We start from the raw sequence: 16,508 nt of genomic DNA, 5'->3' as shown, positions 1-16,508 counted from the left end.
TAACGGAAAGTACACTCATACGGACCACGAGCCCCCTCGGCTGTGCCGATCCCGGAACGATCGACCGACTCCCTGTTCCCGATACGGTCGAACTCGAATTCTAAAGCATCCCAGCAGATTCGACCACCACCGGCGTGCACGTGCACACCATCCCGACCCGACATCGCCAGATGTGCCGCACCGGCAATCGGGAAGTAATCCCCCTGGAAACACTGCCGATGAAATTCGGGCATTGCATCCGGATACGAGAAGCCGCTGCGTCATTCGCTCGGAAACGCGCGTCCTCGTGGCAATTCCGATGGACGGTCACATCACCGCCGCGGCCCATCAGCGGCGCGGCGAGCGAATCAGGGGTTGCCGTAACCGATTCGGACCGCCTGTTCGACGACCGCCCGCAGGTCGGCGGGCCCGAGCCGGCGCGGGACGCCGACCGCGGCGGCATCGAGATAGATGCGGCACAGCCAATCCAGCAACGCCAGATTCTCCATCGCCGCCGCCAGCGACTGCCCGACCGCCACGGCCCCGTGATGCGCCATCAGCACCGCCTGGTGGCCGTGCAGGCCCCGCAGGGTGGCTTCGGCGAGTTCGCCGGAGCCGAACGGCGCGAACGGCACGACGGGGATCGCGCCCCCGAGCATCAACTGCTGGTAGTGCACGACCGGTAATTCGTCGGCGACGAGGGTGAACGCGACCGTGGTCGCCGAATGCGCGTGGACGACCGCCTGCGCGTCGCCCGCCCGGTACACCCCCAGGTGGATCCCGATCTCCGACGTCGGTCGGCGTTCACCCTCGAGACGGGTGCCGTCGAGGGCGACCAGCGTGATGTCCTCGGGGGTGGCCTCGGCCAGGACCAGTCCGGTGCCGGTGACCGCGATCGTGTCACCGGCGCGGGCGCTGAGATTCCCCGCCGTGCCGTGCACCGCTCCACCGGCGGCCAGCGATCGCGCGGCGGCCGCCAGATCCGCTCTCAGCGTTGCGATTTCGGTGGTCATCTGGTCGGCTCGTTCCGGACGAACCGCTCGATCGACGCCTGGTCGTAGTCGCCGTAATCGCTGCCCAGTCCTTGGGCGACGTGGGCGGCGACCGCGTTGCCGAAGCGCGCGGCGTCGACCAGGTTCCGGCCGAGCTGGACGGCGCGCAGAAAACCGGCGGAGAACGAGTCCCCGCAGCCGGTGGTGTCCACGACATCGACGGCGAACGTCGGTACCCGATCGATCCCGTCGGCGGTGGCGACGACGGTCGGTTCGGCCCCGGCGGTGGCCACCACCGCACGCACGCCGCGGTCGACCAGTTGCCGGCAGCCGTCCTCGAGGTCGGCGGCACCGGTCCAGCCCAGGACCTGCTCGTCGTTGGGCAACAGGAAATCCAGATGCGGGAGCACCGCGGCGAACCAGTCGAAGGTCGCGCGATCGGCGGGCGCGAGACTGTCCGCGGACGTCAGCGCGCCGGCCTCGCGTGCCCGCTCGCAGATCCGCGCGGCGAGTTCACCACCGTAGAACTCCGGCCCGCCCAGGTGCAGCAGGCCGATCCCGGTCAGCTCGGACCACGGCACGTGCTGCGGCAGCAGCGCACTGGTCCCGACCAGGTGCAGCGCCGGACGTGACCCGTCGGGCCGGATCGGCAGCACCGTCGCCGAGGTCGGCGTACCCGGCACCGCGACCAACCGGCCGGTGTCCACACCGTCCCGCTCGAGCAGCGTGGTCAGGAACTGCCCGGTCGAATCCGCACCGACCACCCCCGCGCTGCGGACCCGCGCGCCGAGCCGCGACATCACCAGAGCGGTCGCCCCCGCAGGCCCCGCCGCGGTCACGGCGATGTTCTCGACGAGCGCACCGGCCTGCCCGGCCGGAATCGCCTCGACCGGCCGGACGAGGGTGTCGAGGATGTGGACACCGAGCGCGAGGACGGGCTTCGGATCAGCACTGATCACGGGTGAGGTCATGGATGGTCTTTCACTTCGGGTGTCTGCCGCATACCACGAAGACGATAGGGCGTCGAAGTCCGCCGGAGAGCGGCGGGCGCGAGCGCGGCCCGATGCCGGCTCGCGAGGGCCGCTCGGGGACGCGCCACCTACCGGTGCGGTCACGCGGGGACCGCACCGGTGTCACCGGTGACGTCAGCTCGCGAGCTTCAGGGTCTTGCAGGCCTGGATCTCGTTCGCCAGCGCGTCCTTGTCCGTCGTGTACACGTTCACCGTGCATTCGTGGAACTTGTCGCCGTCGGGGACGAGTGCGGTGACCAGCACGTTCGAGGTGGACTGCGTCGCCACGTAGAACCCCTTGCCACCCGCGATGTCGACGTCCTCGAGCACGACGACGTCGGGTGCGCCCGTGCTGCCGCGCGCGAAATCGCGACGGCTGGAGACGAATTCGGGTGTCGCGGGGAACATCTCCGTCCGCACCACCAGGTCTTGCGCCGCTCTCGGTTCGGTCCCCAGCGCGAAGACGACCTTGTCGCCGGATTCCTGGGCGGTCGTGCCCGCCGGAGGCGTGAAACAGAAGCCGCTGTTCGCCCGGTACGGGCAGTTCGGACCGGAGGTCGCCCTGGTCGTGGCGCCGGCGCTCGTGGAAGTGGCGGTGTGGTCGTCGTTCGTCGCGCAGCCGGCGGCGACCACACACGCGAACAGGACAAGGATTCTCTTGATCATCACGGGTCAGTCTTCCCGTCGCCGCCGGCTTTCGTTAACCGCCCGGGGAAATATGGCCCGTGCTTCCGCCGAAAATGGCCCGCTGCCGAACCCGCCACGGACGCAGCCGATCATCGAGCCGGAAAAGCCCGGCACGCAACAGATCCGGACGTGCTCGGACGGCTCAGGGGCCGATCGGCAACACGCTCAGGATGGGGTCGTAGACCCAGTTGAGCATGTGGGCGGCGTCGGCCGCCGCGACGGCGCCGCTGTCCGGTGAGCTGTGCAGGACCACTCCGATCATCGGCAGGCCGCCCCGGACCGTCTCGAACAGCAGGCAGGTTCCGGCGGCGTCGGTGGACCCGGTCTTGATACCCACCGCACCGGGATAGTCGCGCAGCAGCCGGTTCGTGGTCCGCCAGTCGTGCTCGCGGTTACCCGGGCCTGCCGCGAGGTGATAGTTCTGCTGTCCGACGATCTCGCGGAACACCGGCAGGTTCATCGCGCGCAGACCGAGTTTCACGAGGTCCGACGCCGTGGAGTAGGTGGAGTAGTCGGTGGGGTCCGGCAGGCCGCTGGGGTCGCTGAAATGTGTTCCCGCCATGCCCAATTGACGCGCGGTGTCGTTCATCTTGGCGATGAAGGCGCCTTGGCCGGGCCCGTATTCCTCGGCGAGGGTGTAGGCGGCGTCGCAGCCGGACGGCAGCATCAGCGCGTACAGCAACTGCCGGGTGGTGAGGACCTCGCCGGGAACGAGATCCGCGGTGCTGGCACCGTATTCACGGTCGTAGGCGATGATGCCCTCCGGCACCGTGACGTTCCGTTCGAGGTCGCCGGCGTTGATCACGACCAGCGCCGTCATCACCTTCGTGATGCTGGCGATGGGGACCGGGGTGTTCGCCTCCCGCGACCACAGCACCGTGCCGGTGATGCCGTCGGCCAGTTCGGCCTCCGGCGCCTGCACGCCGTCCGGCTCGGCGGTCGGCCAGAAGGGCAGCTGTGCGTGCGTGACGTTCGCGGTGGGAGCCGCCGAGGCCGCGTGACCGGCCACCAGTACCAGCATGCCGGCCACGGCAGCCTGCAACAATCGAGCAAATGGTCGCATGGCGACATCATGCCGCCCGATTCCGGCGAACCGCCGGATTTGATCATCGGAGTCGCGGCACTGTTTCGCTTGTTATAAACGACCGTTCAGGGCTCGAACAGGTCCGGTAGCCCGTCGGAGACCCGGTCGACGAACCGCGGCTCCCGCTTGTCGAGGAACGCCTCGACACCCTCGCGGATGTCGGCGGACCGGCCGCGCTCGTAGATACCCCGGGACTACATCGCGTGCGCGACCTCCGGACCCTCGGCGCCGAGCATCGACCACAACATCCGACGGGTCAGCGCCACCGACACCGGCGCGGTCCCCGACACCAGACCACGGGCCAGCTCGATCGCCCGCTCCACGACCCGCTCCGGCGGAACGATTTCGCGCACAAGCCCTTTGGCCAGGGCCTCCGGCGCGTCGATCAACCGGCCGCTCAACGTCCACTCCAGCGCCGTGGCGATACCCACGATCCGCGGCAGGAACCACGACGAACACGCCTCCGGCACCAGCCCGCGCCGGGTGAACACGAACCCGAAACGCGCTGTGTCCGAGGCGATCCGGATATCGGCGGGCAGGGTCGAGGTCACACCGACACCAACCGCGGGACCGTTGACCGCCACCACCACCGGCTTGGTCGAGCGGTAGATCCGCAACGACACGAGCCCGCCCTCGTCCGGCGGCACCTCGCCGCCGACCGGCTCCGCGACGAAAGTGTCTGCGCCCGAGGCGAGATCGGCGCCCGCGCAATACGCCCGCCCCGACCCGGTCAGCACCACCGCCCGCACCTCGTCGTCGGCGTCACAGCGATCGAACGCCGCCTCCAACTCCTCACGCATCCGCACGGTGAACGCGTTCAGCCGATCCGGCCGATGCAGGCGCAACACCGCCACCTCACCCACACGCTCGAACAGCACCACCGGATCCGCCACGACCGGGCTCACCGCAACTTCTCGAAACGGTCTGCCACATCACGGTATTCGGCGCGGATCGCGGTCTTCGCCAGTTTCCCGCTGGGCAGCCGGGGCAGTGGTTCGTCGCGCAGGATCACGTAGCGGGGCACCTTGTAGTCGGCGACCAGGGCATTGCAGTGGTCGATGATGCGGGCCTCGTCGACCTCGCCGGACACCTTCACGATCGCGGCGGGGGTCTCGCCGAAACGGTCGTCGCGGGCGGCGATCACCGCGACCTCCTCCACGCCGTCGAGCTGGCCGATCACCCGTTCCAGCTCGACCGGGGAGATGTTGATGCCGCCGGTGATGATCAGATCCTTGAGGCGGTCGACGAACTGCAACCGGCCGTCCGCGTCCTGTTTTCCCAGGTCGCCGCTGTGCAGCCAGCCGTCGGCGAAGGCGGTCGCGGTCGATTCGGGATCGTTCCAGTAGCCCGGCGTGACACCCGGCCCGCGCAGCAGGATCTCCCCCTCCTCGCCCGGCGCCGCGGGCCGGCCGTCCGCGCCGACCACCCGCAACTCGGTGAAGATCGAGCCGGAACCGCACCACTGCGGGTAGTCGGCCGCCTCCTCGACGAGGGTCGCGGTGGCGACGCCGCCGGCCTCGGTCATGCCGTAGATCTGCCGCAGCGCCACGCCCTTCTTCGCCCAGCGCTCCAGCAGCTCGGGTGACACCGCGGCGCCGCCGACGATCGCGGTGCGCACCGAGCTCATGTCGGCCTCTTCGAATTCCGCTGTGCGCGAGATGGATTCGAATACCAGCGGCACACCGAACATCGCCCGGACCTGCCGCTGCGCCACCAGCCGCGCGGCGCGGGCCGGCACGAAATCGGGCTCGATCACGATCGTGCCGCCGAGCACCACGGCCATCAGCAGGCCCCAGACCAGGCCGGGTGTGAACACCAGCGGGAGCACCAGCAGCGAGGTGGTTCCCGGGAAGAAGCCCTCCTCGACCAGCGAGGCCTCGAACACGATGTTCAGCAGCGTCCGGTTGGTGCAGACGACGCCCTTCGACAGCCCGGTGGATCCGCTGGTGAACAGCAGCGTGGTCGGTTCGTCGGGATCGAGGTCGATGCGGAAGTCGTCGGGGCCGCCCGCGCGCAGTTCCGCCAGCTCCGTGAACCCGATCCGGTCGAAGGCGTCGCCGAGCGCCAGCGTTCCGTCGATCAGTTCGTCGTAGCCGTCCGGCGCCGTCACCACCCGGGCGCCCGCGTCGTCGAGCACCTTGCGCAGCTCGGCCGGGCGCATCCGGGGGTTGAGCGGCACCACGACCGCGCCCGCCTTCATCACGCCGAGCGCGACGACCGGCCAGGTCAGCGAGTTGGGACCGAGTACGCCCACCCGATCGCCGGGGACGATCCCACGGCCCGCGAGGTCACGCGCGATCCGGCTCGACCAGTCCCGCAACTGCCGGTAGGTCAGCTCCTCGTCGTCGACGACGATCGCGGTCCGGTCCCCCTTCACCCGGCCCCACCAGCTCAGGGCGGATCCGATTGTCGCTGCCATCTCTCCTCAACTTCCTTGTCGAATCCGGCGTTGCCGGGAGGTTGCACAGAGCGTGACGCCCGTCACCTTTTATCTAATGTCCGTAGTTTAAGCGACTCAGAGGTCGAGCACCAGCCGGATCCCCAGGCAGCGTGAGACACACGGCATCATCACGTCGCCCGCGGCCTGCTCCTCGGCGGTCAGAACGGAGTCCCGGTGGTCGGGCGTGCCCGCCAGCACGGCCACCTCGCAGGTGCCGCAGGTGCCCTCGCGGCAGGAGTAGTCGGTCCGCACCCCGGCGGCCTCCAGCGCGTCGAGAATCGAGGCCGTGGCGGGCACGGTGACCACCGCACCCGAACGCGCCAGCTCCACCTCGAACTCCCCGTCGGCCGCGGTCACCGGCACCACCTTCGGCGCGAACCGCTCCACGTGCAGCGTGAGCCCCTCGTGATCGCGGACCGCGTCCTCGACCGCCCGCAACAGCGGCTCGGGACCGCAGCAGTACACGGCGGTCCCCGGCGCCGCCGCGGCCAGGGCCGCCTCGATGTCCAGCAGCCCGTGACTGTCCTGCGGGTGGATCGCGACCTGTCGGGGATGCGTGGCGGCCAGTTCGCCGGCGAAGGCCATGCTCGCCCGGGTCCGCCCGCCGTACAGCAGCCGCCAGGGCGCACCCGCCGCGGCGACCGCGCCGATCATCGGCAGCAGCGGCGTGATCCCGATGCCCCCGGCGACGAACAGATAGCCGAGCGCGCCGGCCAGCGCGAAGTTGTTGCGCGGCCCGCGGACCTCGACGAGGTCGCCCTCCTCCAGCTTGTCGTGCACGCGGATCGAGCCGCCGCGGCCCGCGGCCTCGCGCAGGACCGCCACCGTCAGGTGCCGGTCGTCGGCCGGGTCGCCGCACAGCGAATACTGCCGGACGAGCCCTTCGTCGAGGACCAGATCGAGGTGCGCACCCGGCGACCAGGCGGGAACCGGCCCGCCGTCGGGTTCGGCCAGGCGAACGGCGACCACGTCCCGGGCCACGGTCGTCTTGGCGACCACGCGCATCCGGTGCTCGACCGGCCCGCCGGAACCATCCATGAAGCTTCCTCCCACCACCCGAACCGGCCGTCACTTGCGATATTAAATCTTAAGGCATTAGATTAATGACAAGCAAGGTGCGGGTTCGAACTCGCTGCTCCACAGCAGGTTCACCCCACAAACCTATGACTATTAGATTTTCAGGATGGAATCATGACGACCCCGGTACCCGGCGACGTACTGAGCCTGTTCCGGCTCGACGGCACGGTCGCGATCGTCACCGGCGGCGGCAGCGGCCTCGGGGCGGGGATCTCGCGGTCGCTGGCGGAGGCCGGGGCGGACATCGTCGTGGCGGGCCGCCGGCGCGGACCGCTGGACGAGGTGGCCGCGCAGGTGGGCGCGCTGGGCCGCCGGTGCCTCGTCGTGCCCACCGACGTCACCGATCCCGCCGAATGCGACGCGCTGGTGCAGGCCACGACCGCGGCCTTCGGCCGGGTCGACGTGCTGATCAACAACGCGGGCGTGAGCCACGTGGCCCCCGCGAGCCGGGAACTGCCCGCCGATTTCCGCGCGGTGCTGGACATCAACCTGCTCGGCGCGTATTGGATGGCGCAGGCCGCGTCCCGCGTGATGCCGCCGGGCTCGGCCATCGTGAACGTCTCCAGCATGCTGGGGCTGATCGGCTCGGTGCTGCCGCAGGCGGCGTATTCGGCCAGCAAGGCGGGCCTGATCGGGCTCACCCGCGATCTCGCCGGGCAGTGGTCGGGGCGGCGCGGCATCCGGGTCAACGCCGTCGCGCCGGGCTTCGTCGAGACCGACATGATCGCCGAGATGCCGCCGGAGACGCTCGCGGAATTCCTGCGCGGCTGCCCGCTGGGCCGCCCCGCGACCCTGCGGGAGGTGGGCGCGGCCGTGGTGTTCCTGGCCGGCCGGGCCTCCTCCTACATCACCGGATCGACCATCGCGGTGGACGGCGGCACCTCCGGGCATTGAGGCGCCGGCGACGCGCGGACCGATAGGATTATCGAATCACCGTAGATTAGCCCCGCCCGAAGCCCCGGCCCCCGTATCGAGAGCGAGCCATGCCGCGACCGTCGAAACCCTTGATCAGCCGATCCGCCGCTGTCGCAGCGGCATTGGAGATCATCGATACCGAGGGCCTGGACGCCTTCAGCGTCCCGCGCCTGGCCAAACATCTCGGGGTGCAGGCCCCGTCGCTGTACTACCACTTCGCGGACAAGGCGGAGTTGATGTCCGCGATCGCCCTGCACGTGATCGGCGACGTCTCGCTGCCCCGCCGCAAGCCGGGCCCGGACTGGCCCGAGTACTTCGTGACCCTCGGCCTCAACTTCCGGACCGGCATCCTGCGCCATCGCAACGCGGCGCCGGTGCTGCTGGAGGCGCTGCCGCGCACGGTGCTGCTGCGCCGCTACGAGGACGCCGCGCAGTTCCTCACCGCGTCCGGGGTCCCCGACCATCTGCACGTGCAGATCCTGGACGGGATGGAAAGGCTCACGCTCGGAGCGGTTCTCACCGAAGCGGTCCGCTCCCCCAGCAGTCGCGCGACCATCTTCCCGAACGTCGACCCGGCCTCCCAGCCGGCGCTGGCCCGCGCGCTGGCGGCCAACGACCGCACCTCGAAACGGTTGTACGAGGAGATGATTCGCAGTTTCCTGCACGGTGTGGTCCGCGACGAGGCGATCGCGGCGGAACCCAGCGCGCTCGAGGCGTGAGCGGGATCGACCCCGGCTCGGGCATGAACGGTGCCGGGCCGCGGCCGGCAGGGCCGCGCGAGGACGGCAGCCGCTCGCGGCGGCAGCGCACGTGGGCGGAGTCGCGATGTCAGCGGCGGGCGAAGATCGGCGGCCCGGCCCACTCCCCGATCTGATAGCAGGCGTGGGCCTCGTCCTGCTCGAACGATCGCAGCCGGCACATCCGGACCGCCGCGCGATTCTCAGGATCGACGCGTAGCAGCGCGACCTGCGCCCCACCGGCCGCGACCTCGTGCAGCGCCCGGCTCAGCAAGGCCGCGCCGAGCCCGTGCCCGCGCACATCCCGGTCGACCATGAGCGCTCGCACCCAGCCGGCCGACCACTCCGCGTGCGGGGCGGGAGATGGATCGAACCAGGCGAATCCCGCGTCCTCGCCCTCACGAGTCGCGATCACGACCCGGCCGCGGCGGTCGGCGAGGTCCTCCGCGAACCGATCGGCCTGGGCCGAGGTCAGGGCCGCGCGCGCCGCCACGGACTCGATCCGGGCGGCGGCGCCGGGATCGGCGAGATCCAGCGGTGCGCTCACCTCGTATCCGGGCGGCGGCGCGTCCTCGTCCAGCGGCATGGCGAACGGCCCGGTCAGATGCCGCAGCAAGGTCCACAGCCGGGCGACCGGCCGCACCTCGAAGCGCCTGGTGAGTCGTTCCGCGGCGGGATGGCTGCCGTAGGCCCAGCAGCGCAGCGCGGTCGCGCCGGTGTCACACCAGCCGCCGGGCCCGGACACCGACAGGCCCAACTCCTCGACCAGTTGGGTGGTGACCCCGCGCGAGCGATAGTCGGGATGCACGGTGTAGCCGATCGTCCCCTGCCCGGCCGCGTCCACCACCAGCCGCAGATACGCCACCAGCACCATCGGCGCGTCGGCGCCGCCGCGCAGATCCTTGCGCGCCGTGATCGGCAGATGCCGGATCCCGGCGCCGGTCGCGCGCACATCACCGGGCGGGATCACCGCGAATCCGGCGTCCGCGTCGTAGGCTGCGGCCTCGGCGACGAGCCGTTCGACCGCCGCGCGATCGCCGTCGCCGAGTTCGTCGCGCCACGAGTAGCTGATCATCGCCCTCATCCCCATCGCCGGTTTACAACATAAATCTACATGAGTTAGATTTAGAGGAGTATACGGACAGCTCAGACTGATATGACCGATCGCCCGGTTCGCACTCCGGGCCAGGTGGACGACATTGGAGGCACGCCATGACCGAGGTCGGGGCTCCCCGCGAGGAACGCATTCGCCGCGCGCTGACGCATCTGCGCAACGACACCACCGACGAGTTCGGCGACATCACCTGGTTCGCGCCGCGCGAGTTCACCGATCCCGCTGTGGCACAACAGGAACGCGATCTGATCTTCGGCCGGGTGCCCTCGATCGTCGCGCACGGCTCCGAGATCCCGCGCGCGGGCGACTTCTTCACCCTGCAACTGCCGCGCAACACCGTCATCGTGGTGCGCCAGCGCGATGGCGGGGTGAAGACCTTCGTCAACCTGTGCCGGCACCGGGGCGCACTGCTGGAGAAGGAGGAGCGCGGCCGCTGCCGACTGTTCTCGTGCCCGTACCACCGATGGTCCTATGACATCGACGGCGAACTGCGAACCATCACCCGGGACAACACCTTCGGCGAACCGGACCGCTCGATGCTCGGCCTGATCGAACTTCCCACCGAGGTGCGGCACGGCTTCGTCTGGGTGGTCGACGACGCGGCCGCCGAGATCGACGTGGCCGCCTGGCTGGGCCCGGAGATGGACGCGATCCTCGCCTCCTACGATCTCGGGCCGAAGGTCTGCGTGCAGTCCGAGGGCTTCGACGAGCCGGTGAACTGGAAGATCATGCAGGACGCCTTCCTCGACGGCTACCACATCCAGTACGCGCACCCGAACACCGCGGCCAAGCACATCCACACCAACGTGATGGCCTTCGACGACTTCGGCCGGCACTGCCGCTTCATCGCGCCCCGCAAGTCCATCGACCGGTGGATCGAGGAGGATCCGGGCGAGCACAGCCTCGCCGGCGACGTCACCGAGACCCATTTCCTGCTCCCCAACAGCACCCTGCTGCGCCAGCCGGATCACTTCCAGCTCTTGACCTTCCGGCCGCACCCCACCGATCCGCAGCGTTCCCGGATGGAGATGCGGCTGATCGTGCCGCCGGTCGAGCAGACCGGCCTCACCGAGGAGAAGTGGAATCGCCTGTGGGCCAAGAACTGGCAGATCCTGCTGGACGTGCTGCACGCCGAGGACTTCCCGCTGCTGCGTGACTCCCAGCGCGGCATGGTCAGCGCCAGCGCGGGCCGGATGGTGCTGGGCCGCAACGAGGTCGCCAACCAGGTCTTCCGCCGGGAGACCCAGAAACTGCTGGCGCACCACCGAGGACATCCCGGGACCACAGTCCCGGACCAGGAAGGAATCCAGTGAGAACCGATCTGTTCGAGGCCGACCACGAACTGTTCGCCCGCACGGTCCGCGGCTTCGTGGAGCGGCACGTGGCGCCGAAGCTGGCGCAGTGGGACGCCGACCGCCTGATCGACCGCGAAACCTGGCGCGCCGCAGGCGAACAGGGCCTGCTCGGCCTCGCCGTCCCCGAGGAGTTCGGCGGCCCCGGCGAAACCGACTACCGCTTCCGGGTGGCGATCCAGACCGAGATCGCCCGCGTCGGCGCCTCCGCCCTGCAGTCGGGTTTCTCCACCAACGATGACATCGCACTCAATTACCTGCTCCGGCACGCGAATCCGGAACAGAAGCGGCGCTGGCTGCCCGGTTTCGTCACCGGCGAGACGATCGGCGCGATCGCCATGACCGAACCCGGCGCGGGCAGCGACCTGCGCGCGATCCAGACCACCGCCGTCCGCGCGGGCGACACCTGGATCCTCAACGGCGCCAAGACATTCATCACCAGCGGCATCCTCGCCGACCTGGTGATCGTCTTCGCCGTCACCGACCGCGAGGCCGGTTCGCACGGTTACAGCCTGCTCGTCGTCGAGGACGGTATGCCCGGCTTCAGCCGCGGCCGCAAACTGGACAAGGTCGGCCTGCACGCCCAGGACACCGCCGAACTGTTCTTCGACAACGTCGCGGTGCCCGCCGCCAACCTGCTCGGTGAACCCGGCGGTGGCTTCGGCTACCTGATGCGCAGCCTCCCCCTGGAACGCCTCGGCATCGCCATAGCCGCCCAGGTCTCCGCCGAGGCGGTGCTCGAATGGACCCTCGACTACGTGAAGCAGCGCAAGGCCTTCGGCAAGCGCATCGGCGAATTCCAGGGCCTGGGCTTCACCCTGGCGGACCTCCAGACCTCCGTCGAGGTCTCCCGCGCCTACATCGACCGCTGCGTCCGCGAATACAACGCGGGCACCCTCACCGCCGTCGACGCCGCCAAGGCCAAACTGTGGGCAACGGAGTTGCAGGGCAAGGTGATCGACGCCGGCGTCCAACTGCACGGCGGCTACGGCTACATGATGGAGTACCCCGTAGCGAAGGCCTTCGTCGACGCCCGCATCCAGCGGATCTACGGCGGCACCAACGAAATCATGCGCGAGATCATCCACCGGGATCTGTTGCGCGCCTGAAGCATTCGAACCGCTGCCCATGCCGTCCGCATGGGCAGCGGTTGCCGATCACCGGACCGCCACGGCCGGGCGTCGCGCCGAAATCCGGGAGGGCGCAGAGCGCGATCGCCGATCGGTCAGCCGAGATCGTCCGGCCGACGCGGCAACCGAAGCCAGTTGCCTTGCTGTCTCATACCGTGCAGCAGAGTGAAACCCGCACGCCGATCGATCAGGCCCCCGAGCACGCCCTCAGACATCAGATCCATCGTGTCCCTTGTCTGCAAACCGTTGCGGCGAGCCCAGTCCGCCGCGTCGCGGTCGTCGGTCACCCACAGCGATGAACCTGTGAACTCCTCGTAGTTCTGGAGGACATAACACGTCTGCGCCTCACCGAGGTGCTTGGTCGTGAACGGCAGACCACCGAAGACGTTGCACCGCACGTGCTCGATGTGCGCGATCGCCTTCGGATCATCGATCTCGATCGGCGCACCGAGGAACGTCAAGCGCCGAAGTTGACCGAGATATGCGCTGGACTGCTCCGCTTCGGCGGCAACGGCTTCGGTCCAACGTCCGTTGCCGTCGAGAATCTGCTCCAGAAGGTCGATTCGGAGAACGGACCCGAAATTGCACAGGACAGTATTGTCCGGGAAAATGTAGTTCGGCATTCCGACCTCACATTTTCGAGCTGTCGCCGGCGCCGTCGGGCATGAACGACTCCGGCTGGCTCCATGTGGCTTCGAGGTCGGCTCGCAGGTCATCGACGTCCGCGTCGATCAGGCTGGCGAAGGGGCGCAGTGTGGTCGCACCGTCCAGGTAAGCTTGCCAACTGTCTTCGACCAGTAGCTTCGGCAGTCGTCTCTGCTGACTGTATTTAATCCAGTTCGAGAAGACCGCACCCTGCTCTATCACCCGGACGGCGTCGGTGGTCCGAATTCCACCGAATCGCTCCCGCTGTTGCCGGTTGATCATGTTCAGGTTGTACAGCCGGAAGCTCAAAGTCCGGACCGTGACCCGCATCTTCCACGCCAATTGGGCGAAATCGCGTTCCCCGATCTCATCCGGGCCGAGAAGTTCCCGCACCTCCCGTTCGGGCATCAGGAAACTCGCCGCGAAAGCGTTCGCCCGAACTTCGGACTGCGGCCGCTGCGGACCCTGCTCGACATCGACGACGAGGCCCTGATCATCTTCGGCGAGCAGATGAGCCAACTCGTGTGCCAAGGTGAAGCGCCGACGGCCGGGCACGCGGGACGTGGCGATGAGAATCAGATGCACATTCTCGTGACGCCACGTCAGGCCGTCGAAATCGCCGTCGAAATCCTCGACGGCGATATCTACGGCAAAACGCCGCTCGATGGCATCGATGAGGTCGTTGTCGTCGATCGACGAGATGCGGTCGATCCCCAGATACTCGAGTGCCGCGCAGGCGAGGTTCTCACCGGCGGCGACCGGGTCGGCCAGGATGGATGGCCGCACCCAGCCGGTGGGGAGATGTTCGTACCCCAGCTTCACCAAACCCGCGCGGCGCCTGGCCAGTTCTGTCGCGCGTTCGATGGCCCGGTCCGCCGGCTTACGCCCGATATGCCCGGTGACCTGCCGGGCGGCCACAGCGGGAAGCGGCACATCGACTCCCAGGAGCCAGTCCAGGCTGACTCTGCCGAACTCCGCAATCCTCGTCAGATCGAGTGAGGTGAACTTGCGCTGCCCAGCCAAGGACTTCGACAGCTTCGGTGGATCGAGACCGACCCGACCAGCAAACTGCCGGTCGGACAGCCCACTGCGGACGATCACCTCTCGGACCCGGGACGCAATGATGTCGGCCGCCATGCGTGAACAGTAACCCGCGTGTTGCGATTTTCGCAACACGGCCTCGGGAACTACTGCGCCCCTGCGTTCCTCTGGAGAAGAGAACCATCCGGTCACGACCGCGGCCGCGACCCTGGCCCTCCGGTATTGTTCCCGCCGACAAGTCCGCCCTGATGAGCGGCTCTTCCGATCCGCCGGGGCGAGGTACCTGTTCAGTCACCGTGACCGGAAGGTTGCCCGCATGACCGAGAACAGTTCGTATCTGTTCCGCTTCGCGGAAGCGGCACCCAACGAATTCGATGTGGGCACGTTGAAGGGCGCTCACGAGCGGAATTTCCCGGTGCTCCGCGACCAGGAAGGGTCGGTGTATCGGATCCGGCTCGAGGGCGGCGGCATCCGCGAGCCGCACTGGCACCCGACGGCCTGGGAACTGAACTATGTGATCGCCGGCCGGGCCCGGTGGACGGTCCTGGGCACCCATCCCGACGGCGACTACCGCAACGAGACCTTCGAGGCCGGCCCCGACGACCTGGTGTTCGCCCCGCAGGGCTTCTTCCACTATTTCGAGAACGTCAGCGACACCGATCCGCTCGAGGTGCTGGTCGTGTTCAACACGAGCACCCAGGAACCCAACGACGACATCGGCATCGTGGGCACGGTGAACAGCCTGCCCCGCCACGTTCTCGCCGCATCGTTCGGCGTCCCGGTGTCGACGTTCGACAACCTGCCGACCGAAGTGAAGCCGGTCATCATCAGCAGGCGGCCCCCGGCCTGAGCGGCGGGCACGCCGGGCAAAATCGGTTGTCGGAACCGGATCGGTCGAATGTACTGCGAGTATGACGACGTCATCTCCGACTGTGCGGGCCGCCGGCCCGATCGACCCGGCCGCTGTGGCGGCCTTGGCCGTCGCGTTCTACACCGAGACCGGATCCGGTTGCGACGAGCAGAATCTGGCCGGCAATCTCGCGACGCTGCTGGCCTCGCCCACGGCGCGAGTCGCCGTAGTGGATTCCGGGGATCGGCTGCTCGGCTACGCCGTCACCACAACCGGTTTCGGCCTGGAAAGCGGGCCCATCGCCGTCCTCGACGATCTGTTCGTGGTGCCGGAGGCACGGCGTGCGGGACTGGCGGGCCGGCTGATCGACGACAGCATCGCCTGGGCGCGCGAACGAGGTTGCCGGAGCCTGGAACTGGTCGTGGCGCCGAACGGTCGCGACGTCGGGCACCTGTTCGCCTATTATCGCAAGCGCGGTTTCCACGACGACGGTCGTCGCCTGCTCGGCAGACAGTTCTGACGGCAGGACGTCACCTGCCGGTCCGGATCCGTTGCGCCGGAACGTATCCGCAACTGTGATCCGGCACAGGCCGGATCGCCGAATCAACGAAATCGGTCGGCGTTTTTCGCGGCCCAGTCGGCGAAGGTGCGGGCCGGGCGGCCGGTCACGGTTTGCACGGTGTCGCGGACCGTGGTCTCGTCGATGGCGCCGCCGACGTAGAAGTCGAAGAATGCGTCGACGTAGGCCGGCGGTGTCGTTTCCAGCAGTTCGGCGCGGGTCTGGTCGTCGGTGAGCGGCACGGCGCGCAGATCCCGTCCCAGTGCCCGGCCGAGGATCGCGAGCTGTTCGGCGGGCAGCAGCGCCTCCGGGCCGGTCGGCCAGAGAATCTCGCCGCGGAAGGCGTCGGTCGACAGGGCCCGGGCCGCGACCGCACCGAGGTCCGCGGGATCCAGGCAGGCGAGCGCGATCGACGGAAACTGCACGCGCACTTCGTCACCGGCCCGCAACTGGGGTAGCCAGCGCAGCGCGTTCGACATGAAGGCCACCGGGCGCACGATCGTCCACGACGCGGCCGAGTCGATCAACTCCTGTTCGGCGGCCGCCATGTACCGGGTGACGGCGTTGGTTTCGTGTCCGGTCGCGGCCGCCGTGCCGGACAGCAGCACGATGTGGCCGACCCCGGCCCGCGCCGCGGCCGCGACGACGCCCGGATATCCCGGAAGTACGAAAGCGGCTCGAACCCCGGCGAAGGCGTCGCCGAGAGTCCCGGGCGCGGTCAGATCTCCGGCGACCACCTCGGCCGCGGCGGGCACATTCGCATTCACCGGATCGCGAACCACCGCCCGCACCGGTTCGCCCGCGGCGAGGAGCGTCGCCACCACCTCCGAGCCGACGTTGCCGGTGGCTCCGGTCACTGCGAACATATCTCACTCCCGATCGTGCTCGATGGTCGG

Annotated in this window: 16 protein-coding genes and 1 pseudogene; 6 read left to right on the top strand and 11 right to left on the bottom strand. The window is 68.8% G+C overall.

Annotated features, from left to right (window positions below):
* Nucleotides 1–347: 347 nt before the first annotated feature.
* The 7 genes and pseudogenes from NRB56_RS08045 to NRB56_RS08015 form a co-directional block, all read right to left on the bottom strand.
* Complete coding sequence (locus tag NRB56_RS08045) at nt 348–992, bottom strand: class II aldolase/adducin family protein (protein ID WP_153339943.1); 645 nt, start codon at nt 990–992, stop codon at nt 348–350.
* A complete protein-coding gene (locus NRB56_RS08040) occupies nt 989–1,942 on the bottom strand; it encodes a carbohydrate kinase family protein (RefSeq protein WP_153339941.1) in 954 nt (317 codons plus the stop codon). Before NRB56_RS08040 ends, NRB56_RS08045 begins: the two co-directional genes overlap by 4 nt.
* 174 nt (nt 1,943–2,116) lie before the next feature.
* Entirely contained in the window at nt 2,117–2,647 is a 531-nt protein-coding gene (locus tag NRB56_RS08035) for a hypothetical protein (protein ID WP_153339939.1), read from the bottom strand.
* 163 nt (nt 2,648–2,810) lie between these two features.
* Entirely contained in the window at nt 2,811–3,731 is a 921-nt protein-coding gene (locus NRB56_RS08030; RefSeq protein WP_227837349.1) for a D-alanyl-D-alanine carboxypeptidase family protein, read from the bottom strand.
* An 86-nt stretch (nt 3,732–3,817) separates the two neighbouring features.
* A pseudogene (locus NRB56_RS08025) lies at nt 3,818–4,633 on the bottom strand (enoyl-CoA hydratase-related protein).
* Nucleotides 4,634–4,653: 20 nt separating this feature from the next.
* Nucleotides 4,654–6,171 (bottom strand): class I adenylate-forming enzyme family protein, encoded by a 1,518-nt coding sequence (locus NRB56_RS08020; protein WP_153339936.1) that lies wholly within the window; start codon nt 6,169–6,171, stop codon nt 4,654–4,656.
* A 96-nt stretch (nt 6,172–6,267) separates the two neighbouring features.
* A complete protein-coding gene (locus NRB56_RS08015) occupies nt 6,268–7,230 on the bottom strand; it encodes a PDR/VanB family oxidoreductase (RefSeq protein WP_227837347.1) in 963 nt (320 codons plus the stop codon).
* A gap of 153 nt (nt 7,231–7,383) precedes the next feature.
* On the opposite strand from NRB56_RS08015, the gene NRB56_RS08010 reads away from it, so the two are divergent.
* Entirely contained in the window at nt 7,384–8,163 is a 780-nt protein-coding gene (locus tag NRB56_RS08010) for an SDR family NAD(P)-dependent oxidoreductase (RefSeq protein ID WP_153339934.1), read from the top strand.
* Nucleotides 8,164–8,252: 89 nt separating this feature from the next.
* Nucleotides 8,253–8,903 carry a TetR family transcriptional regulator gene (locus NRB56_RS08005; RefSeq protein WP_153339932.1) on the top strand — a complete coding sequence of 217 codons (651 nt, stop codon included), beginning with the start codon at nt 8,253–8,255 and terminating at the stop codon, nt 8,901–8,903.
* A gap of 109 nt (nt 8,904–9,012) precedes the next feature.
* Here the strand turns inward: NRB56_RS08005 and NRB56_RS08000 are convergent, their stop codons facing one another.
* A complete protein-coding gene (locus NRB56_RS08000) occupies nt 9,013–9,996 on the bottom strand; it encodes a GNAT family N-acetyltransferase (RefSeq protein ID WP_153339930.1) in 984 nt (327 codons plus the stop codon).
* A gap of 137 nt (nt 9,997–10,133) precedes the next feature.
* On the opposite strand from NRB56_RS08000, the gene NRB56_RS07995 reads away from it, so the two are divergent.
* Together NRB56_RS07995 and NRB56_RS07990 are read left to right on the top strand one after the other, a co-directional pair.
* A complete protein-coding gene (locus NRB56_RS07995) occupies nt 10,134–11,348 on the top strand; it encodes an aromatic ring-hydroxylating oxygenase subunit alpha (RefSeq protein ID WP_153339929.1) in 1,215 nt (404 codons plus the stop codon).
* A complete protein-coding gene (locus NRB56_RS07990; RefSeq protein WP_319942707.1) occupies nt 11,345–12,496 on the top strand; it encodes an acyl-CoA dehydrogenase family protein in 1,152 nt (383 codons plus the stop codon). The genes NRB56_RS07995 and NRB56_RS07990 overlap by 4 nt, the downstream gene beginning before the upstream one ends.
* Before the next feature lie 116 nt (nt 12,497–12,612).
* Here NRB56_RS07990 and NRB56_RS07985 read toward each other — a convergent pair whose 3' ends face one another.
* Nucleotides 12,613–13,140, bottom strand: coding sequence for a hypothetical protein (locus NRB56_RS07985; protein WP_153339927.1), 528 nt, complete (start codon nt 13,138–13,140; stop codon nt 12,613–12,615).
* Between the two features lie 7 nt (nt 13,141–13,147).
* Complete coding sequence (locus tag NRB56_RS07980) at nt 13,148–14,299, bottom strand: XRE family transcriptional regulator (RefSeq protein WP_153339925.1); 1,152 nt, start codon at nt 14,297–14,299, stop codon at nt 13,148–13,150.
* Nucleotides 14,300–14,519: 220 nt separating this feature from the next.
* Here NRB56_RS07980 and NRB56_RS07975 point away from each other — a divergent pair, with 220 nt between their 5' ends.
* Both NRB56_RS07975 and NRB56_RS07970 read left to right on the top strand, forming a co-directional pair.
* Nucleotides 14,520–15,053: a cupin domain-containing protein gene (locus tag NRB56_RS07975; RefSeq protein WP_153339923.1), complete on the top strand. Its 534-nt coding sequence runs from the start codon at nt 14,520–14,522 to the stop codon at nt 15,051–15,053.
* A gap of 61 nt (nt 15,054–15,114) precedes the next feature.
* Nucleotides 15,115–15,573 carry a GNAT family N-acetyltransferase gene (locus tag NRB56_RS07970; RefSeq protein WP_153339921.1) on the top strand — a complete coding sequence of 153 codons (459 nt, stop codon included), beginning with the start codon at nt 15,115–15,117 and terminating at the stop codon, nt 15,571–15,573.
* 83 nt (nt 15,574–15,656) lie between these two features.
* Here the strand turns inward: NRB56_RS07970 and NRB56_RS07965 are convergent, their stop codons facing one another.
* The gene (locus NRB56_RS07965) at nt 15,657–16,478 is read right to left on the bottom strand and encodes an NAD(P)H-binding protein (RefSeq protein WP_153339919.1); all 822 of its coding nucleotides are present in this window, start codon (nt 16,476–16,478) and stop codon (nt 15,657–15,659) included.
* Between the last annotated feature and the right edge of the window lie 30 nt (nt 16,479–16,508).

The organism is Nocardia aurantia (assembly GCF_009604425.1).
In the GTDB taxonomy this organism is placed as follows: domain Bacteria; phylum Actinomycetota; class Actinomycetes; order Mycobacteriales; family Mycobacteriaceae; genus Nocardia; species Nocardia aurantia.
This window is presented reverse-complemented; position numbering and strand designations above follow the sequence as displayed.